The sequence below is a fragment of the Mesorhizobium sp. WSM4815 genome (assembly GCF_055811575.1).
Genome location: NZ_JBVVQS010000101.1, coordinates 230,949 through 250,395, shown reverse-complemented (window position 1 = coordinate 250,395; position 19,447 = coordinate 230,949). Strand labels below are relative to the sequence as shown.

At 62.3% G+C, this 19,447-nt stretch carries 20 protein-coding genes; 9 read left to right on the top strand and 11 right to left on the bottom strand.

The window, feature by feature from the left end; translation table 11 throughout:
- Nucleotides 1-18: 18 nt before the first annotated feature.
- Nucleotides 19-1,242: an MFS transporter gene (locus tag AC0L2B_RS26745; RefSeq protein ID WP_236369615.1), complete on the top strand. Its 1,224-nt coding sequence runs from the start codon at nucleotides 19-21 to the stop codon at nucleotides 1,240-1,242.
- 60 nt (nucleotides 1,243-1,302) lie between these two features.
- Here AC0L2B_RS26745 and ribB read toward each other — a convergent pair whose 3' ends face one another.
- Entirely contained in the window at nucleotides 1,303-2,403 is a 1,101-nt protein-coding gene (ribB, locus tag AC0L2B_RS26740) for a 3,4-dihydroxy-2-butanone-4-phosphate synthase (RefSeq protein WP_091596005.1), read from the bottom strand.
- 123 nt (nucleotides 2,404-2,526) lie between these two features.
- Nucleotides 2,527-3,627 (bottom strand): chorismate synthase, encoded by a 1,101-nt coding sequence (gene aroC, locus AC0L2B_RS26735; RefSeq protein WP_473747442.1) that lies wholly within the window; start codon nucleotides 3,625-3,627, stop codon nucleotides 2,527-2,529.
- A 290-nt stretch (nucleotides 3,628-3,917) separates the two neighbouring features.
- Here aroC and AC0L2B_RS26730 point away from each other — a divergent pair, with 290 nt between their 5' ends.
- The 5 genes from AC0L2B_RS26730 (at nucleotide 3,918) to AC0L2B_RS26710 (ending at nucleotide 8,637) form a co-directional block, all read left to right on the top strand.
- Nucleotides 3,918-4,181, top strand: a complete 264-nt coding sequence (locus AC0L2B_RS26730) for a DUF1344 domain-containing protein (RefSeq protein WP_031254973.1) — start codon at nucleotides 3,918-3,920, stop codon at nucleotides 4,179-4,181.
- A gap of 508 nt (nucleotides 4,182-4,689) precedes the next feature.
- Nucleotides 4,690-6,291 (top strand): sensor histidine kinase, encoded by a 1,602-nt coding sequence (locus AC0L2B_RS26725; protein ID WP_473747441.1) that lies wholly within the window; start codon nucleotides 4,690-4,692, stop codon nucleotides 6,289-6,291.
- 127 nt (nucleotides 6,292-6,418) lie between these two features.
- Nucleotides 6,419-7,093: a response regulator transcription factor gene (locus AC0L2B_RS26720; protein ID WP_023799350.1), complete on the top strand. Its 675-nt coding sequence runs from the start codon at nucleotides 6,419-6,421 to the stop codon at nucleotides 7,091-7,093.
- A 145-nt stretch (nucleotides 7,094-7,238) separates the two neighbouring features.
- Nucleotides 7,239-7,877 (top strand): RNA polymerase sigma factor, encoded by a 639-nt coding sequence (locus AC0L2B_RS26715; protein ID WP_473747440.1) that lies wholly within the window; start codon nucleotides 7,239-7,241, stop codon nucleotides 7,875-7,877.
- 10 nt (nucleotides 7,878-7,887) lie between these two features.
- Nucleotides 7,888-8,637 (top strand): anti-sigma factor family protein, encoded by a 750-nt coding sequence (locus tag AC0L2B_RS26710; protein ID WP_473747439.1) that lies wholly within the window; start codon nucleotides 7,888-7,890, stop codon nucleotides 8,635-8,637.
- Between the two features lie 38 nt (nucleotides 8,638-8,675).
- Here AC0L2B_RS26710 and AC0L2B_RS26705 read toward each other — a convergent pair whose 3' ends face one another.
- The 6 genes from AC0L2B_RS26705 to AC0L2B_RS26680 form a co-directional block, all read right to left on the bottom strand.
- A complete protein-coding gene (locus AC0L2B_RS26705; RefSeq protein WP_473747438.1) occupies nucleotides 8,676-9,263 on the bottom strand; it encodes a histidine phosphatase family protein in 588 nt (195 codons plus the stop codon).
- 54 nt (nucleotides 9,264-9,317) lie between these two features.
- Complete coding sequence (gene fabI, locus AC0L2B_RS26700) at nucleotides 9,318-10,136, bottom strand: enoyl-ACP reductase FabI (RefSeq protein WP_128179857.1); 819 nt, start codon at nucleotides 10,134-10,136, stop codon at nucleotides 9,318-9,320.
- A 221-nt stretch (nucleotides 10,137-10,357) separates the two neighbouring features.
- Nucleotides 10,358-11,152, bottom strand: coding sequence for a DUF1194 domain-containing protein (locus AC0L2B_RS26695; protein ID WP_473747437.1), 795 nt, complete (start codon nucleotides 11,150-11,152; stop codon nucleotides 10,358-10,360).
- 168 nt (nucleotides 11,153-11,320) lie between these two features.
- Complete coding sequence (locus tag AC0L2B_RS26690; protein WP_473747436.1) at nucleotides 11,321-12,190, bottom strand: hypothetical protein; 870 nt, start codon at nucleotides 12,188-12,190, stop codon at nucleotides 11,321-11,323.
- 146 nt (nucleotides 12,191-12,336) lie between these two features.
- Nucleotides 12,337-13,257: a DnaJ C-terminal domain-containing protein gene (locus AC0L2B_RS26685; protein WP_473747435.1), complete on the bottom strand. Its 921-nt coding sequence runs from the start codon at nucleotides 13,255-13,257 to the stop codon at nucleotides 12,337-12,339.
- 97 nt (nucleotides 13,258-13,354) lie between these two features.
- Entirely contained in the window at nucleotides 13,355-13,831 is a 477-nt protein-coding gene (locus AC0L2B_RS26680) for an RT0821/Lpp0805 family surface protein (RefSeq protein WP_473747433.1), read from the bottom strand.
- Nucleotides 13,832-13,872: 41 nt separating this feature from the next.
- On the opposite strand from AC0L2B_RS26680, the gene pdxH reads away from it, so the two are divergent.
- Nucleotides 13,873-14,490: a pyridoxamine 5'-phosphate oxidase gene (gene pdxH, locus AC0L2B_RS26675; protein WP_473747432.1), complete on the top strand. Its 618-nt coding sequence runs from the start codon at nucleotides 13,873-13,875 to the stop codon at nucleotides 14,488-14,490.
- A gap of 83 nt (nucleotides 14,491-14,573) precedes the next feature.
- Here the strand turns inward: pdxH and AC0L2B_RS26670 are convergent, their stop codons facing one another.
- From AC0L2B_RS26670 to AC0L2B_RS26660, 3 genes are all read right to left on the bottom strand, one after another.
- Nucleotides 14,574-14,882, bottom strand: a complete 309-nt coding sequence (locus AC0L2B_RS26670; RefSeq protein ID WP_091596024.1) for a type II toxin-antitoxin system RelB/DinJ family antitoxin — start codon at nucleotides 14,880-14,882, stop codon at nucleotides 14,574-14,576.
- A 276-nt stretch (nucleotides 14,883-15,158) separates the two neighbouring features.
- Entirely contained in the window at nucleotides 15,159-15,911 is a 753-nt protein-coding gene (locus AC0L2B_RS26665) for a crotonase/enoyl-CoA hydratase family protein (protein WP_473747431.1), read from the bottom strand.
- 53 nt (nucleotides 15,912-15,964) lie between these two features.
- Nucleotides 15,965-17,734, bottom strand: coding sequence for an acyl-CoA dehydrogenase (locus AC0L2B_RS26660; protein WP_473747430.1), 1,770 nt, complete (start codon nucleotides 17,732-17,734; stop codon nucleotides 15,965-15,967).
- Between the two features lie 208 nt (nucleotides 17,735-17,942).
- Between AC0L2B_RS26660 and AC0L2B_RS26655 the strand changes: the two genes are divergently transcribed.
- Nucleotides 17,943-18,173 carry a hypothetical protein gene (locus AC0L2B_RS26655; RefSeq protein WP_292544051.1) on the top strand — a complete coding sequence of 77 codons (231 nt, stop codon included), beginning with the start codon at nucleotides 17,943-17,945 and terminating at the stop codon, nucleotides 18,171-18,173.
- A gap of 175 nt (nucleotides 18,174-18,348) precedes the next feature.
- Nucleotides 18,349-19,446 carry a glycoside hydrolase family 25 protein gene (locus AC0L2B_RS26650; protein WP_473520615.1) on the top strand — a complete coding sequence of 366 codons (1,098 nt, stop codon included), beginning with the start codon at nucleotides 18,349-18,351 and terminating at the stop codon, nucleotides 19,444-19,446.
- Nucleotide 19,447: the final 1 nt, after the last annotated feature.

Genomic DNA, 19,447 nt, shown 5'->3' with positions numbered 1-19,447 from the left:
AAATCCAGGAGTGTTCCCATGCCCAATCCTTATCGCGAAATATTCAAGGCAAGGGGAGCCAAGGGCTTCGCTGCAGCCGGCTTCGTCGCCCGGATGCCGATGGCCATGGCTCCGATCGGAATCGTCGCCATGCTGTCGCAGACGCATGGCGAGTACTGGCTGGCCGGCGCCGTCTCCGCGACATATGCGCTGGCCAATGCTTTTGTCGCGCCGCAGATATCGCGGCTGGTGGACCGCCTCGGCCAGGCGCGGATTGTGGCGCCCACCACCGTTATTTCCGTGCTCGCCTTCGTAGTGCTGATTACGGCGGCCAATCAGGACTTGCCGATATGGACACTGTTCGTGTCAGCGCTGCTTGCCGCCGCAATGCCCAGCATCCCAGCGATGGTGCGCGCGCGCTGGACAGAGCTCTTCCGGGATCGCCCCGAGATGAACACGGCGTTCGCCTTCGAGTCGGCGGCGGACGAGCTGGTCTACATCGCCGGGGCTTCGCTGTCGGTTGGCCTGAGCGTCGCGCTTTTCCCGGAAGCGGGAATGCTGGCGAGCACATTGTTCCTCGCCTTCGGCTCGACAGCCCTCATCCTGCAGCGCTCGACCGAGCCGCGCGTGCGACCGGTCGACCAGGGTTCGCGCGGATCGGCAATCCGCCTGCGGCCGGTCCAAATCATCACCTTGGCCCTGATCTTCATCGGCGCGACCTTCGCAACCACGGAGGTGAGCACCGTGGCGATCACCAAGGAGCTCGGCCAGCCGGGCGCTGCCAGCCTCGTTATCGGCGTCTATGCCCTCGGATCGTTCGTCGTCGGCATCGTCCTCGGCGCTCTGAACCTGAAAACACCGCTGCAAATTCAGCTTGCCATCGCGATCGCCATCATCGCGCTCACCACGCTGCCGTTGCTTGTCGCAGACACGGTGCCGCTTCTTGCGCTGGCTGTCTTCGTTAGCGGTGTGGCGATCTCGCCGACCTTCATCACGGCATTCGGCCTGATCGAGCGGCGCGTGCCGGAGGCGATGCTGACCGAGGGCGTGACCTGGGTCATGACCGGCATTGGCATCGGCATGGCGCTCGGCTCCTTTGCCGCCGGATGGGTGGTGGACGCCTTCGGTGCACAGAGCGGCTTCCTGGTGTCGGTGGCGGCGGGCACTGTCGCGCTGGTCACCGTGCTCGCCGGCCAGCGCAGCCTTGCCACGGGCGATAGTGACATCTCCGCGCGCGAAACAGCCGCGGTTCCTGCCGAATAGTCTCCATGCGTCCGGTGCCAAGCGGGACCGGACGCATGCCGGCGATCCGCTAAACCAGTCCTAGAGAATCTCGGTCTTGGCGATGTGGATGCCGAAGCCTTCGAGGCCGACATAGTGGCGTTCGCGCGAGGCGATCAGGTTGATCGAGGAAATGCCCAGATCCTTCAAGATTTGCGCGCCGAGGCCGATCTCGCGCCATTCGCTTTCGCGGCGGCGCGCCTCTTCATGGTCCTCGCGGTCGCCGGCGGCCGGCCGGTTGCGCTCCTGATGGGCGACGCCGACGGAACCTTCGCGCAGATAGACGATGACGCCGCGCCGGCGCTCGCCCATCGATTTCATGATGCCGTCCAGCCTGTGGCCGGTGCCGAAGACGTCAGTCACAACATCCTCGGAATGCAGTCGCACGGGCACCTCCTCGCCGTCGCGGATGTCGCCGAAGACGATCGCCACATGGTGCATCGAGTCCCAGGGCAGCGTGTAGGTGAAGACCTGCGCCTTGCCGCCGGGCGTATCGATCTCCGAACAGGCGACACGCTCGACCAGCGTTTCCTTACGCTGGCGATAGGCGATGAGGTCGGCGACCGAAATCTGCTTCAAACCGTTCTTTTCGGCGAAGGCCTGCACCTGCGGGCCGCGCATCACGGTGCCGTCATCATTGACCAGCTCGGAAATGACACCGACCGGCGGCAGGCCGGCAAGCTTGCACAAATCGACCGCGGCTTCGGTATGGCCCGAACGCATCAGCACACCGCCTTCGCGCGCAATCAGCGGAAAGATGTGGCCGGGGCGGACGAAATCGGAGGCGCCGACATTGCCGTTGGCAAGGTTGCGCACGGTCAATGTGCGGTCGTCAGCCGAAATGCCCGTCGTGGTGCCGTGCTTGAAATCGACGCTGACGGTGAAGGCGGTGGTGTGTGCCGAGTCATTGTCGGCGACCATCGGCGACAGGTTGAGGCGCTTGGCCTCGTCGCGCGGCATCGGCGTGCAGACGATACCAGAGGTATTGCGGACGATGAACGCCATCTTTTCCGGCGTGCAATGGACGGCGGCGACGATCAGGTCGCCCTCGTTCTCGCGCCCGTCATCGTCCATGACGACGACAATCTCGCCGCGTTCGAAGGCGCGCAGGGCTTCGACGATCTTCTTCTGGTCGTAAGGCATGGACGCTCGCTTCGCTCGCGATAACAGGGGAGTAAGGCAGTAGGGCAGTAGGGCAGTAAGGAAAAGGAAAAAGTTTGGCGTCTCGGCGGGTCACGTAACCTACTGCCCTACTGCCCTACTGCCCTACTGCCTTCCCGTTTGTCCCCGATGACGCAAATAGTGATCGGCGATCGCGCAGGCAACCATCGCCTCGCCGATCGGCACGGCGCGGATGCCGACGCACGGATCGTGGCGGCCCTTGGTCATGATCTCGACGTCGTTGCCGTCCTTGTCGATCGACTTTCGCGGGGTCAGGATCGACGAGGTCGGCTTGACGGCGAAGCGCGCGACGATCGCCTGGCCGGTCGAGATGCCGCCGAGGATGCCGCCGGCATTGTTGGACAGGAAGACCGGTTTGCCGTCATTGCCGATACGCATCTCGTCGGCATTTTCTACGCCGGTGATGCGGGCGGCCTCGAAGCCGTTGCCAATCTCGACACCCTTGACGGCATTGATCGACATCAAGCCCGAGGCAATGTCCTGGTCGAGCTTGGCGTAGATCGGTGCGCCCAGGCCTGCCGGAACGCCGTCGGCGACGATCTCGATTACCGCGCCGACCGAGGAACCCGCCTTGCGGATGCCGTCAAGATACGCGGTGAAGACGGCGACCGATGCCGGATCGGGCGTGAAGAATGGATTTTCGGCGTCGCCAACGAAATTCCAGTTCCAGTTGGCGCGGTTGATCGATTTTTCCCCCATCGACACCAGTGCGCCGCGCACGATCATGCCGGGCACGACCTTGCGGGCCAAGGCTCCGGCCGCCACCCGCGCCGCCGTCTCGCGGGCCGAAGAACGGCCGCCGCCGCGATAGTCGCGCAGGCCGTATTTGGTGTCGTAGGTATAATCGGCATGACCCGGCCGGTATTGGCGGGCGATCTCGCCATAGTCCTTGGAGCGCTGGTCGACGTTCTCGATCACCATCGACACCGGCGTGCCGGTGGTGATCATGGTCTCGCCGTCGTCATCCAGGATGAAGCCGGACAGGATCTTGACCTCGTCGGGTTCGCGACGCTGCGTCACAAAACGCGATTGACCCGGGCGGCGCTTGTCGAGTTCGGCCTGGACCTCGGCGCGCGTGAAGCGGATGCCGGGCGGACAGCCGTCGACGACGCAGCCGAGCGCTGGGCCATGGCTTTCGCCCCAGGTGGTGACGCGGAAAAGATGGCCAAACGTATTGTGAGACATGAAAACCAGCCCTGCCGGCACCGAGCCGGCTTAGCGCATGACCCCGAAAATCGGAGCGATTTTCGGGAAGGATCATGCGCAAATCAAAAGTGCCGCAGCGTCGTTTCTGCGTCAGGGCGCGTGGCGCCGTAGCTGCGTTCTATTGGCGTTTTCCGCAGCGGTCAAACTGTGATCAGGCGGATTTAGTTTTGACACATTCGGTTGGTTTCTGCTTCCCTCGACCCATCTGTTGAACACCGTCTGTTGAACACCCGCCGCCACCGAGCCGGCGCAATGATAAGAGGACGATGATGCGTATCCCGATCGGCGCCGTTGCCGCCATGTTGCTGATTTCCACCGCCGCCTTCGCCGGCCAGACCGAAGGCCTAATCAAAGAGATCGACAAGGAGACGTTGACGCTGACACTCGACGACGGCAAATCCTACAAGCTGAATGCCGAAACCGATCTCGAAGCGCTGAAACCCGGCATGGACATCGTGATCGCCTACGACGAGACAAACGGCGAGAACATCATCACCGACATGCAATTGCCGGATAGCGATTCAACCGAATAGACTCATTCAGTCTGGGCGGTGCTGGCTATTCTCGCGAGCAACGCGACCAGTTCCGGCTGCGATGGGTCTCAGTTTTGACGAAGACGGCTTTCAGGTGATTCCTGGCGGTTTCGTAAGTGACACCCACTCATCCGCGACGGCCTTCAACTCTGCGCCCGATCAAACCCGGCAAGCCAGTCTTGCCTCGGCTTGCGGCGTTCGGCTGGACTTAGCCTCTCACGGGTTGAAGCCGCTAAATTCGGACGGCAGGACTGCATTCTCACCAATTTCTAACCTGAATCTCTCGTATCCTTAATAGCGGGTCCTCTATGGTTGCTCCGTGCTGAAACGGCGTCGCGGAAATGTTGCTCCGATCTGCGCGAGCCATCCTGCACGGTGGCCTTCTCTGCCGCGAAGGGGGTATTCTTGAATCCGATCGGTTTCGGGTTCTCAACGCCGATGGACACCGATGGGCATCAGGTCTCGCATTCTTGTATTTCAGCTCATTGTCGTGGGGGCAGTCGTGATTATGGCGGCTATCGTCTACATCACCATTCGCTCGACAACCTACTACACACAGCGCGTGCAATGGGCCAACAACCAACTGGAAGCCGTCACCGCGCTTACGGTCAACGCCAACCGATATTCCGAGCAGATCGCCGAGTTCCTGTTGATTGGCGAACCGGAGCGTCCCGACTACGAGAGCGCCCGCGCCGAACTTGAGGCCGGATTCGAAAAGCTCGCGGAGCTGACCAGGGGAGAAGCCGAGTTTCTCCTGGGCAGCAGCAAACAGGAGGAAGGCGGTGACGAGATCTTCCGCATCACGCGGATGCGCACGCTCTACGGAGAAATCGCCAAAGCCACGTCGGACGCAATCAATCTTCGCAACCAGGGGCGCCAGGAGGACGCGGTCAGGATTTTTCGCCGGGACATCGAGAATCGTTTCGACGCCGAGTTCGAAAACATCCTGGAAGCCGCGCGGCGCGACGAAGAGGAAGAGGTTGTGCGAACCGAACTGCAGGCAGAAGCACTGTGGCGACGCCTGACCTGGATGACGGCCGCGCTTGCATTGGCTGCTGTGGTTCTCTGCTTTGTCGCTGCTTTCCTTCTCGCCCGATCATTGATGCGCCCGATCAGCCTGCTGACCGAAGGCACGGAGGCGATCAGTCGTGGTGATCTCGACCACCGGATCGCGTTCGATGGCCGCGACGAACTTGGTGCGCTCGCCAAGCGGTTCAACGAAATGGCCACGCATCAGCAAGACCAGCGCGACCGGCTGCTCAATGCCAAAGCAGAACTCGAGCAGCAAGTTGCCACACGGACCGCCGAGCTTGCCGCGGCGAACCAGCGGTTGACGGAGCTCGACCGGTTGCGCGTCCAGTTCCTCGCCGACATCAGCCATGAACTGCGCACCCCACTGACGGCGCTTCGCGGTGAAGCGGAAATTCCGCTGCGCCATGGTTCAAAGCCAGAGGCAGTGTACCGCGATGCGCTCGAACGGATTGTCACTCAGAGCCTGGAGATGGGACGCCTCGTCGACGATCTGGTTTTTCTTTCTCGTTCGGAAACCGATACAATACGCTTCGAGCCCCGCCGAACGGACCTCGTTACCATCCTCGCCGATGCGGTCCATGAGGGCGAAATCCTGGGGCGCGCCAAGGGCATCTCGATCAAGGCGGCCTACAGCACCCGTCCGGTCTGGATCACAGCCGACGCGCAGCGGCTCAAACAGGCTCTGGTGATAATTCTGGACAATGCCATAAAATATTCTCCGCGCGATCGCTCGGTGAACTTGAGCATGACCGTTATGGACGGGCATGCAGAGATTGCGATACGCGACAAGGGTTTGGGCATTCCAGCCGAGGAAATACCCAAGGTGTTCGAGCGATTTTACCGTGGCCGAAGCCCAAGGGCGTCGCGCCAACTTGGCAGTGGTCTCGGTCTGGCGATCGCGAAATGGCTCATCGAAAAGCATCGTGGCGAGATTGCGCTCACGAGCGAGGTCGGGTCTTTTACCGAGGTCGTGGTCCGGCTTCCACACGCTGACGCAACCGCGTCTGCGGATGCGAACGCAGGTGCCGCCGTGGTCGTTCTGAAAAAGAGGCTGCGTGCAAAAACCGGCTCGGAATAAACAACGACCTCCTTCGTTTCATGGATTACGATTGTTGAGGCGGGAGCTTGGCGGAATGACCACGCCCACCGCGAGGCGGGGAATTCTCTCACTCCCCGCAATACGACCCGGGGAGAAGGTGGTGTAAATGTCAAGGATTCTGCTGGTAGAGGACGACGATCGCATCGTCGGCTTCATCAAGCGAGGCCTCGAAGCCGAGGGTTACGTTGTCGACGTGACCGACAGTGGCGGGGATGCGCTGGCGATGGTGCGGGAGACGCCATATGCGCTGATCGTTCTCGACCGAATGCTTCCAGGAATCGACGGCCTCGAAGTATGTCGCATGTTGCGGCGCGAGCAGCACCAGCATCTTGTCCTGATGCTCACGGCCAGAGACAGCCTGCAGGACAAGGTCGAAGGGCTGAAGGGGGGCGCCGACGACTACCTGACCAAACCTTTCGCCTTCGACGAGCTGATCGCGCGCATGGAGGCGCTGCTTCGCCGCGGCTCCAGCACAGGCACGGACCCGGTCCTCAGGGTTGGCGATCTGGCGCTTGATCCGGTCGGCAAGAAGGTCTGGCGCGGCGAACGCGAGATCAGCCTTACGGCCAAGGAATTTAGGCTTCTCGCGTATCTGATGTCGCACTCCGGCGCTGTGATCAGCAGAACCCGGCTGCTCAACAATGTTTGGGATCTGAGTTTCGACCCGGAAACGAAGGTGGTCGATGTCTACATCCGCTACCTTCGCAGCAAGATCGAAAGCGTGGACGAAAAGCCGCTCATAAAGACCGTGCGGGGCTTCGGCTACGTGATATCGGCTTGAAGCCAGCGGGTCACCCACGTCTTCAGGAAATGGGCAGTTCTCTCACCAAGCTCTAACCTGATGCTTGCCATAGTCTAATCCTGGCCTTTCCGAAATCTAGCCGGACTCCCACGCTGGTTTAGCCGCCGTGGTCATATGCTGCCACATGAAGATACCGACCCACCCCGAATGCGTGCGGAGGCGGCTGACTTCGCTCGGTCCTCAAGAAACCGGAAACTTCGACGTGATTGAGACTGATCAATTCGGAAAGCAGCTTGTTGCATTTCTTCCGAACCTGCGCCGTTTTGCGATTTCCCTTTGCCGTTCCCGCGATCTTGCCGACGATCTGGTGCAAGCGGCCTGCGAACGCGCGCTTGCCAACACCGGGCGCTTTGAACCTGGAACCCGTTTTGATGCGTGGTTGTTCCGGATCCTGCGAAATTTGTGGATTGACCACATCAGAAGGCAGCGCACGGCCGGGCCGCAGGAGGACATCGAGCAACGGCAGGACCTCGTCGGCGCCTGTGGCGAGCGAGATGTCGAAGCACGCTTTACCCTGAACAGCGTTGCCCAGGCGATCACCGACCTGCCGGACGATCAGCGCGAAATCATTCTCCTGGTCTGCGTCGAGGACCTTTCCTACAGGGAGGCGTCCGGCGTTCTCGGGATCCCGATCGGAACGGTGATGAGCCGGCTGGCGCGCGCCAGAAAGAATCTCGCCGAGGCAGTCGGAATAAATCCCGGCTTGCCACGTTCACCGGTCATGAAGGGCGAGAACAGAAATGACAAGATGCGAGTTTGCTGACGAAACGCTCATGGCCTTTGCAGACGGCGAACTCGACGACGCGACTGCCGCAGCCATCGAGAAAGCCATGCAACCGGATATCGCCAGCCGGGTCGCCCTGTTCCTGGAAACCCGCATTCAGGTCAAAGAGGCACTGATGCCGGTTCTCGATGAACCCGTTCCCGACCGGCTCAGCCAGTCCGTGCAGCGAATGATCGACGAGGCCAGGCGGCGCAGCGTTCCATCGCACGCCAGCGAGGCCGCGCGTGTCGTTGCCTTCAGGGCGAGGCACAATCAGGCAATGCCGCGCCCCCAGGCATCCTGGATCATGCCGCTGGCTGCTTCGCTGGTTGCAGTCGCTTTTGGGTTCGGCGGATATTTTTTTGGGCTTGCCAGCCAAAACCAGCCGCATGGACTTGAGGTGGCAGGGCAGGACAGCCCTCTTTCAGAGGCGCTCGGGCAGGTGGCGTCCGGCGAAGAAACCGTGCTGGCAGGCTCCACCGACAGGATCCGCGCCGTAGCCACGTTTCGCGATGGAAGCGGTTCCTTGTGCCGCGAATTTGAAATCGATTCCGCCAACCGCTCGACCGTCATATCAGTGGCGTGCCACTCGGATCATGGCTGGGCGGTGAATTTTGCCGTCGTTGCGCCCGCGCGCGATGGCGGATATGCACCGGCCTCGTCTTCGGAAGCGCTCGATTCCTATCTCGCGGCAACCGGAGCGCATGAGCCTCTGTCACGGGAAGACGAGGCAGCGGCATTGAGATCGTTGGGCCAGTAGAAGGGCGGGCCTGTGGGCATGCTTTTGGGCGACGTGCATTAGAGCCACTCCAGGCGTCGGCCCTCCAGCCTGAGCAAGCGATCGTGCGGCACATTCAGCCTTGCGGCTTCTTTCTCGGGCATTCCCAGCACCATGCGGAACAGGGCGCGCACGACGCCGCCATGCGTCACGCAGACCGTCCGGCGATCCAGCGCGTCGAACCACGGCTTTACCCGTTCGAGCAGCATTTGATAGCTTTCGGCGCCCTCGCCGGGCGGCAGGAAATTCCACTTGTCGAGTCGCCTCTCCCTGGCCGAGCCGAGATGCCGGGCCTCGAGTTCGGGAAAGGTGAAGCCCTGCCAGTCGCCGAAACTCATTTCGACAAGGCGTGGATCGGTGCGATAAGCTTGGGGATCGAGCCCCATCGCCATGCGAATGCGTTCCATGGTCTCACGCGTTCGCCGCATCGGGCTGGCGACAAAATCGAAATCTTCGGGATCATGAACCAATTCGGCCAGCCGATGGCCATTGCCGGTCGCCTGCTCGCGGCCGAGCGGGTTGAGATCGGTGTCGGCCTGTCCTTGCAGCCGGGACTCGGCGTTCCACACCGTCTGGCCATGGCGCGCGATGTAGACGAGCGGATACATCAGGTCATCCGGAGAGCGGCCGAGAGCAGGCGGGAGGGTATATTCCAGGCGGGTCTATTCCTTGACCGTCGAAATATCAGGCGCGTCGACCGCCTTCATGCCGACGACATGGTAGCCGGAATCGACATGGTGGATCTCGCCGGTGACGCCGCGTGAAAGGTTTGAAAGGAAATAGACCGCTGAATCGCCGACCTCCTCTTGCGTCACCGTCTGCTTTAGCGGCGAATTGTATTCGTTCCACTTCAGGATGTAGCGAAAATCGCCGATGCCGGAGGCCGCCAGCGTCTTGATCGGACCGGCGGAGATGGCGTTGACGCGGATTTTCTTGGCGCCGAGGTCGACGGCCAGATAGCGCACGCTGGCTTCGAGCGCTGCCTTGGCAACACCCATGACGTTGTAGTGCGGCATCACTTTTTCCGCACCGTAATAAGTCAACGTCAGCAGCGAGCCGCCATCGGTCATCAGCGCCTCGGCGCGCTTGGCAATGGTGGTGAAGGAAAACACCGAGATGTCCATCGTGCGCAGGAAATTGTCGCGCGTCGTCTCGACATAGCGGCCTGTCAGCTCGTCCTTGTCGGAAAAGGCGATGGCGTGGACGAGGAAATCGAGCTTGCCCCAACGCTTGGCGATGTCGTCGAAGACCGCATCGAGCGTTGTCGGATCGGTCACATCGCAATGGCCGGCGACATGGGCGTTGAGTTCCGCCGCCAGCGGCTCGACGCGCTTCTTGAACGCCTCGCCCTGGTAGGTCAGCGCGATTTCGGCGCCATGGTCGACGCAGGCCTTGGCGATGCCATAGGCGATCGACCGATTGTTCGCGACGCCCAGGACAAGCCCGCGCTTGCCGGCCATAATGCCTTGTCCACCCGCCATGTGAGCGCTCTCCGCAAGATTTGCTGCTTCGTGAGTGGCTATCGCACAGGCACAGAGCCCCTTCAAGCGCTCAAAACGGACAGTGCCCGCCGGCTGACCTTCCGACCTGAGTATCGATTGCCTGGGCGAAGCGCTTGTGGCGCGCTCAAGAGAGAATTGACGAAAAGACGCCACGCCATGTCGTGCAGCAGTTCTGCAAGTGTAGTTGTGCATCGAAGCGGTCACTCGATCCTGAAACGAGGCGCATCTGCCGGCGCGGACGCCAACAGGTCGCGAACAAGTTTCCTTGTCATGAATTCACCGGCGTCTTTCGCATCCGAGATGTCCATGGCGAACGCTCCCGGACCGCCGATCACGCTGGAGTGGAAATATTGCGCAAGTTCCGCATCCTGCCCCAGGACCAATCCGTTGATCGTAAAACCTTGCGCCAGCGCCGCGTCTCGCGAGGATTCTGTTCCGCCCGCGAAATTGTCGGTTCCGTTGGCGCAGATGTTCATGACCGCGCGATCCGTCGCGTGCGGCGATGACGTCAACAGGAGCGAAGCAAAGTCGATCGCCTCCGACATGTCTGTCAGACGATCGTGCATCGCCGCGGGATCAGCGTCGCCGTCCTGCTCCATGTCGCCGCCTCCGTAATGGGTTCGGTCGATGAGCGTCACCGAAGCGAGCGCCTGAGACACGCGCGCGGCGTCCTCGGCCGAGCCGATGACGGTCCAGGGCACCAACAGGTCGAACTTGCCATCGCTTGACCATGTGAAGACGGCGAACCCGATCCGACGCCGCGGGCCGGCGGTGGCGGCGCGCAGGAAGTCGGGGTGGACGAGCGCCCGCACGAGCCCGGCCTGCTGGAGCCATTCCTCATATCGGCCGATCGAGTCCGATACGTCGATTGCTGTGACGACATTGGCGTCGGTGCCCGGCACGACCGCGTTGGCCGCTGGCGAAGCGCCGCACAGGAAGACCATCAGTGGCAGGGCGAGGTGAAGGGCGCGCCAGCGGCAAGGTTTCGCCGGCATGGCAGGCTTCGACTTCACCCCCTGGTGTTCTGAACGACGCCGGAACCAGCGCGTTGGAACGGACGGAAACAGGTGCGACAGCATTGGCTCCTCCCGGAATGATCCCGGGGGTAACGGGCCGGAGCCAAACTTATTCCTCCTGTTCGCGCGGCCGTTTCCGCAATTCGGTTATGTCCGCTTTGAGAATGGCAGGCTCGGATCCATTGCCTGAAGATCCGCATCACGCCCCAGCCCGCGATAGAGGATGAACGCACAGCAACAGGCGACGGCAATCGACAGCATCTCGCCGCCGTCTTCCGCGTAGCCAACGAGCTTCGAGCCCGTCAGGACGTGCAGCATGTCAACCACCACGGCAAAACCCACAAGACACGCGAACAGCAGCAAAAACACCGATCCGAGGGCTTGTTGCCTCGGTCTGCTTTGCCAGAATGACCACAACAGCGGCGCCAGCAGGCCGAGCGCGACCGCCGACCAGGTGATAATTTCCCCGGTGTCGCGAGCCCGCATGCCCGGCAGCGAAACGAGGTCGAATGTCGCTGCCAGCAGCAGGCCGCCGCGCTCATGGAAACGGGTGGCGTCGTCGAGCGTCACAAAACTGAAAATCAGGGACCAGGCCAGAAACATATGCTCCCTGGTTCGAAGCCAGATGCCGAACAGAAACAGGGCGCAAAGCGCGGCCTGCCAGTAATTGAACATCTCGGGCAGCGATCCATCCCTGCTGATGTTGAGACGCGCAGGCAGATCGTAGTGTGAAATTCCGACAGATCGAAGCGCCTCGATCGCGAATGGAACGATGATGACGAGGATATTCAGGCATATCACTATCAGCGCGAAAACCCTGCTGAGCCTGTCGTTTCGATACATCGCCCGGATTTCCCCGAACGCATTTTCCAAACTCGATAACGCATGACCCAGCAATCCGACGCGCTCCTTCGTTGCTATTCGTTTGACGGCAATTTCGTTAGTCAACCAATGGGTTGGAAACGGGGCGGCCGCGGGTTTATTCCGCCCACGCATAAGAAAACGCTCCGGCGACAAGCGACTCACCTGCCTGGCGCGAGCCGGACATGTTCCGGGCGGCCATCGAGCGATGTCGCGGAATGCGGCTGAGCCCTGCAGTCGAACAAGACGGACAGGTGAGAGACAAGAGCGTTTGCGGCGCAGCGCGGCTTTGACGCGCCAGGCTAGCGTTTGCGGTTGCGCATCAACGCTTCGAGATCGCTGTCGCCACCCTCAGGCAGCATCAGCCGCACATGCGCGTAGAGATCACCATGACCGCCGACTTTTTCCGGCAGGCCCCTGCCCTTCAGCCGCAGAACCTTGTCCGAGCTCGACCAGGCGGGAACATTGACTGCAACCTTGCCGGTCGGCGTTTCGACCGCCACCTTGGCACCCAGCACGGCATCCGCCAGCGCAATCGGCAGGTCGGCGTGGAGGTCGCGGCCTTCGACACGGTAGCGCGGATGCCGCCGGAAGCGGATCTTGACCAGCGCATCGCCCGGTTGCCCCGGCCCTTGCTCGCCCTGTCCTTTCAGCCGGATGGTCTGGCCGTCCTCGACATAGGCTGGAAGCTTGACGGCGACCTTGCGCCCGTCGGGAAACATCGCCGTTACCTTCTCGGCAGTCGCCGCTTCTTCGATGGTGATGTCGAGCGTCACGTTCAGGTCGGCGCCGGACGGCGCCTGCCGGCCGGCGCCCATGCCGGCGCCGCGAGAGAAAGTCTCGCCGAAAATCTGGCTGAAGATGTCGCTGCTGCCGTCGAACGGATCGCCGCTCGGACGGCCTGAGCGAAACTCGAAACGCGAGCCGCCCGGCCCTTGCTGCCGGCGAAAACCGGCGAACGGATCGGCGCCGCCGGCGGCGCCCTCGAAGCCTTGAAAGCGCGGCTTGCCCTCGGCATCGATCTCGCCGCGATCGAAAGCCGCACGGTTCTTCTCGTCGCCAACGATCTCGTAAGCCTGGTTGGCCGCGGCAAACCGCTCCTTCGCCTTGGGATCCGGATTCTGGTCCGGATGATACTCCTTGGCGAGTTTGCGGTACGCCGATTTTATGTCCTTGGCCGATGCGTTCTTGGCAACGCCCAGCACCTCATAGGGGTCGCGCATGCTTCCTGTCCTGGAGAAGGAGTGAGTCCACGATTGCCATCTATATGCGCTCGCATAGGAAGAAATTCCAGTAGCGCGGTCATATGATGGCGGAAAATCAGAGCGCTTTGAAGTCCTGCATCCGCCAGGCGCCGGCGCCGGCCAGGCACACCTCACCCTTGAACAGGGCGACGCCGTCGAAGCTTTCGCGTGAGGCGGTGAAGCGGCGGCAAAGCTGGCCGTTGTCCCTGGACTCCGCCAGTTCGGTGATCGAGCCGCGCGAACCGGTATCGGAATTCGCCCACGGAACGGCCTGCCCGCCAAGTTCCTGGATATCGGCTGAAGACACCGCGTTGCGGATCGTCGCCTGGTCCGAGGCGCGATCCTGGTCGATCGGCAAGGCAGAGGCAGGCGTGCTGCTGGTCAGGATCGTACGGTCGACCTCCGCCTGCTCCAAACTGAAGCCGCCGGCACTGCAGGCGGCAAGCGGCAAGGCGACCAGCACAATCGCGGCCGCCTTGACCGCACCTTGCGCGTTGGCCGAAGCAATAAGGCTCCATTGCCTGCTGTCAAAAAGTTGCGCGATGCGCGACAATCGGCAATCTCCCCCGGCCGGCAATAGAATTTGGAAAAACTATGAGCGAAACTGAGTTAACAAGCGGTGACTTTGCCGAGGCTGCCGAGCCATTCCGCCTGTTTGCCGCATGGCTTGAAGACGCGACGAAGAGCGAGATGAACGATCCCAACAGCGTGGCGCTGGCGACCGTCGATGCCGAAGGCATGCCGAATGTGCGGATGGTGCTGCTCAAGGGGTTCGATGAAAGCGGATTTGTGTTCTACACGAATTTTGAGAGCGCCAAAGGCCGCGAGATTCTTGGCAGCATGAAGGCGGCGATGTGCTTTCACTGGAAATCGCTGCGCCGGCAGGTGCGTGCACGGGGGCCGGTGGAGATCGTTACCGACGTGGAAGCGGACGCGTATTACGCGACGCGTCCGCGCGGCAGCCGCATCGGGGCATGGGCGTCGAAACAGTCGCGGCCGCTGGAGAGCCGTTTCGCACTGGAAAAAGCCGTTGCCGAATACACGGCGCGCCATGCGATCGGCGAGATTCCGCGGCCCAAACACTGGTCGGGCTTCCGCATCGTGCCGCAGACGATCGAGTTCTGGCACGACCGGCCTTTCCGGCTGCACGACCGCATTGTCTTCTCGCGCAACGCTGAGGGCGGCTGGGACAAGACAAGGCTTTATCCCTGAGCGGCTGGCCCTTAAGCGGCTTCACCAAGGGGGCCTGGGCAATCCTTGCCGAACCACCTTGGTAAACCGTGCCCAGACCAGCCTCAAGACTCACCTGCCTCCGCCTTGCGAGGCGCTGCCGCCCGGCGTGCAGCAAAATGGGATTCGGCGTCGACGTCTTCAACGTCCGGCCGCGTATCCTCGAGCGCCTGCTGAACTTTTGCCCGGAACCAGGCATCATGGGCGTCACTGTTGCTGACAAGTTCGAGCGGCAAGGCGCCCTCATTGGCGGTGCGCGTCAACAAGATACGGACGGCATCGGAAACCGTGAGCCCCATGTTTTCCAGAACCGCCGTGGCGCGTTCCTTCACCTCAGCGTCAATTCGGGTCTGGACCAGTGCGTTAGACGGCATGGCAGTCTCCTTCTCTAGCAGACAATGTGATGCATTTGCATGACACATTCCAGGCTCTTGGTCGGGCGTCTAGGTCCTCTGCACAGTGGTTTTGACAGGTTGCGCCGATCGGCAGCGACCGTCGACAATTCCTCTCAGCCAATTTCAGTGGCAATCGCAAACCTCTAGGATTGGCTGAAACATCCCTCCCTTCGTCATCCCAGGGCAAAGCAAGGAGCGAAGCGACGCGGCGCAGACCCTGGGATGACGAAGACGTGGTGGGAACTAATAGCCCAGCTATGCCTTCTTCCTGGTCATGAACGCCATCAGGGCAGCGCGGGCCTCGTCGGATTTGAGCCGCTCGCGGAAATGCTCGCTTTCCTGGCCGATACGGGCAACGAGGTCTTCACGCGAGCCGCGCATCAGGTCGCGCGCGATCTTCAGCGCCTGCGGCGGCTTGGCCGCGATCTGGCCGGCAGCGGCAAGCGCGGCGGATTCGAGTTCGTTCTCCTCGACCACTGCGTAGATCAGCCCGGCGGCTTTCGCCCGCTCGGCCGAAAAACCTTCACCCAAACCAAGCAGCGCGAAGGAGCCTTGCCGGCCGAGAATCTGCGGCGCAAGCAGGCTCGACCCGGCCTCGGGGACCAGTCCGAGATCGACGAAGGGCGTGCGGAATAGTGTGCGCGGCGTGGCGAAGGTCAGGTCGCAGTGCAGGTTGAGCGTTGTGCCGATGCCGACCGCAATGCCGTCGACGCCGGAGATCATCGGCTTTTCCGTCCTGGCCAGCGCCATCAGGAAATCCCAGACTTCGGTGCCGCCCTCGCCGCCGGTGGCGACGACCATGAAATCGGCAAGGTCGTTGCCGGACGAGAAGGCGCCTGGAACACCGAGGAAGACATGGACGCGGATCGCCGGATCGGCGTCGCCCTCGGCAAGGGCTTTGGACATTTTCGCATACATGGCCCGCGTCAAGGCGTTCTTCTTGTCCGGACGGTTCATGCGGATGATCTGGATGGCGCCCTGGCGCTCGACGAGGATGTGGTCTGTCACGGGTGATCCTTTGTGAAACGCCGGGCTTTTGTGAAACGTCAACCTGGTGGCTATCAGGCAGAAATCAGTGTCTGGCCGGCAGCGGCAAGGCTGTCAGCGCCGCCGATGACACGCTCCTTCAGCGCGCCCGCCTCGCCAAGCAGGTTTTCGGCGTAAAAACGGCAAACGGCGATGCGGCTTTGATCGGCAAGCGCGCCGCGCGCCAGATAGGCGCCGCCCGCCGCCAGCGAGATCAGCCTCAGATACGGCGTCGCGCCGGCCAGCGCCGCGTCCGAGCGGCCGTCGGCGAGCAACCCCTGCAGGAAGCGCGTCGCCTGGCTGAGATCATCGAGCGCCTGGTCGAGGCCATCGGCGGTGCGGCCAAAACCTTGAAGGTTCGAGATCCGCGCTTGATTGGCGACGGCTTTCAGTTCGGCGATGTAACCATGCACATGCTCGCCGCCACCGAGCGGCAGCTTGCGCGCCACCAGGTCTATCGCCTGGATGCCATTAGTGCCTTCGTAGATCGGCGCGATGCGCGCGTCGCGATAAAGTGCTGCCGCACCGGTCTCCTCGATGTATCCCATACCGCCATGAACCTGCAGCCCGAGCGAGGCGACCTCGACGCCGACATCGGTGGAAAAGGCCTTGGCCAGCGGCGTCAGCAGATTGGCGCGCTCCTGCCAATGGACGGCTTCATCGCCGACGGATACGCGCGCATGGTCGATGGCGTGCGCGCAGCAATAGCTGATGGCGCGCGCAATCTGGGTCAGCGCCTTCATGGTCAGAAGATTGCGCTGCACGTCGGGGTGATGGACGATCGGCGCCATGCCGCTGCCATCATAGCTCGCGGCTTTGCCTTGCCGGCGGTCATTGGCGTAGGCGAGCGCCTTCTGCGTGGCCGTTTCGGCGACCGCAACACCCTGCATGCCGACGGCGAGCCGCGCATTGTTCATCATGGTGAACATGCAAGCGAGGCCCTTGTTTTCCTCGCCGATCAGCCAGCCGATCGCGCCGGGGGCGGTCCCTTCGAAACCGTCGCCATAGATCATGGTGCAGGTCGGCGAGGCGTGGATGCCCAGTTTGTGCTCCAGCCCGGAGCAGAAGACGTCGTTGCGTGCTCCAAGCGCGCCATCATCGCCGACCAGGAATTTCGGCACCAGGAACAGCGAAAGGCCGCGCGTGCCGGCCGGCGCGTCCGGCAGCCGCGCCAGCACCAGATGGATGATGTTGTCGGTAAGATCGTGCTCGCCATAGGTGATGAAAATCTTCTGGCCGAAGATGCGGTAGGTGCCGTCGCCGGCCGGCTCGGCGCGGGCGCGCAAGGCATTCAGATCCGAGCCCGCCTGCGGCTCGGTCAGGTTCATGGTGCCCATCCATTCGCCCGAGACGAGCTTTTCCAGGTATTTGGCCTTCAGCGCCGGTGAGGCATGCTTGTCGAACGCTTCGACCGCGCCCATGGTCAGCGTCGGGCCGATACCGAAGGCCATGGCGGCGGAGTTCCACATTTCGAGCGCGGCGACGCCCAGCATGGTCGGCAGCGCCTGGCCGCCGAACTCCTCCGGCGCGGACAGCGCGTTCCAGCCGCCGTCGATCCAGCGGCGATAAAGTTCCTTCCAGCCGGGCGGCATGGTGACGGCCGCGCCGCTCAGCACCGCGCCTTGTTCATCGCCGATCTTGTAGAGTGGCGCGACCTCTTCGCCGGCAAAGCGGCCGGCTTCCACCAGAATGGCGTCGACGAGGTCTTCGCCAAGGTCGCCAAAAGTGCGGGCGTCAAGCGCCGGCTTCAAGCCAGCCACATGCTTCAGCGTGAAGGCGATTTCCTCGACTGGTGCCCGGTACATGCCGCTCGCTCCTCCTCTGTCCGGCAAGCCAACTTAAGATCCGTGCCGACACAAGACCATCCGCTTTTGGGTCGCCTCTGCATGTTCTTTTTACGTAAACGTCAAATTTTGTCACGCAGATTTTGCAATTGGAATTGTTCACGCTAAAATCCGCAAAAGCCGGACAAGTCGACCGGCGACCGATCAAGAATACCGGAGGGGACCGCCCGTGCTCGCCAGACCTGACGCCTATCGCTGCACCGAATGCGGCCTGCCCTATCGAGCGGCAGGTTTTTGGCACCATCGGGGCAAGATCGAGGACGGCGCCGCCTATTGGTCGGATCGCGGCATTCTGTGTTCGCCGCAATGCTCACTGACCCATCACCGCAAGCGCCAGGCTGAGGGCACGCTGCCGCAGGCGCCGGCGCCCGACCCGTTCCACCCGCTCGCCCTCCGTTGATGACCAGCAAAGCCATCCGCGACACGATTGCGGCGGTCGCCGCGGGCCGCCGAAAGTATTTCCTTAACCATGGCGGTTCAGGATCAGGCTTTGGCCAGCAAGGATCTGCTGTTTGAAGCCGCCGGCGCACCCTCTTCGCCGCCCAGGACTCCTCGCCGTCGCGACCGCGACGGCAATGGCGTTGGCGCCGGCACAAGCCTCGGACTTCTCCGCGCCCTGGAAGAATGCCGACCGGGCGCTGGTGATCGACGCCTACGAATACAATCCCATCGACTGGACCGAGCTTGCCACCGACAAGCGCATCGTCGGCTTCATCAACAAGGCGTCCGACGGGATGCCACCAGCGTATTTCTGTTTCGGCGACGAGACCGCGACGCGGCTCTGCAAGGCGCTGTGGAAGCGCCATGCGGTGGCACAGGAACTGTTCCAGACGCGCAAGGTGGTGGCCAAGGCGCTCGGCCTGAAATGGGGTGCTTACCATCTCGCCCGCCCGGGCAACCCCGTGGGACAGGCCAATAATTTCATCAATTTCGCGAAACCTGGTCCAGACGACCTGCTCGCCCTCGACATCGAGGATGACGACCCGACGAAATGGATGTCGCTCGAGGATGCAGAGGAGTTCGTGCGCCATGTGCATCGGCGGATTGGCCGTTTTCCGGTGCTCTACACCAACGGCAAGACCGCCAAGCACATCGCCGACAACAAGTACAAATACCGGCTGCTGTCGCGGCTGCCGCTCTGGTATGCGCGCTACAAGCCCGACATCGGCGTGCATTTTCCGATGGGCAACTGGCAAGGCTACGCACTCTGGCAGTTTTCGGCAAAAGCCAATTGCGGCCGGTTCCGCTGCCCCTATCGGGTGGCTGGCACGCCGAACGACATCGATGTCAATGTCGCACCGATGGATGCCGCCGCCCTGCGCGCGCAATGGCCGTTCGGCGGCCTGATCGACGCGCAGCCGGATTACCTCGCCTCGATACCGCTGCCTCTCTCGCGGGCGGCCGGCCTTGCCGGCAATGTCACCCTTACCTATGCGACCGTGGCGCCGCCGCCGAGCTTCACCGAAATGGTCGCCATGTTCAGCGCGGGCTGGTCCAAGTTCCGCGGCAGCTTGCAAATGCCTGCCGTAGGGACAGCGCTGCGTCTTCCGCGCCGGATCGCCGACTATCTGGGATGGCTGCGAAAGGAAAAACCCTCTGCATCGGCCGTTGAAGCCGCGCCCACCGATCCGGTCAGCACTGCGTCGACCGAGTTGGATCGTCGCCCCCGCTAAT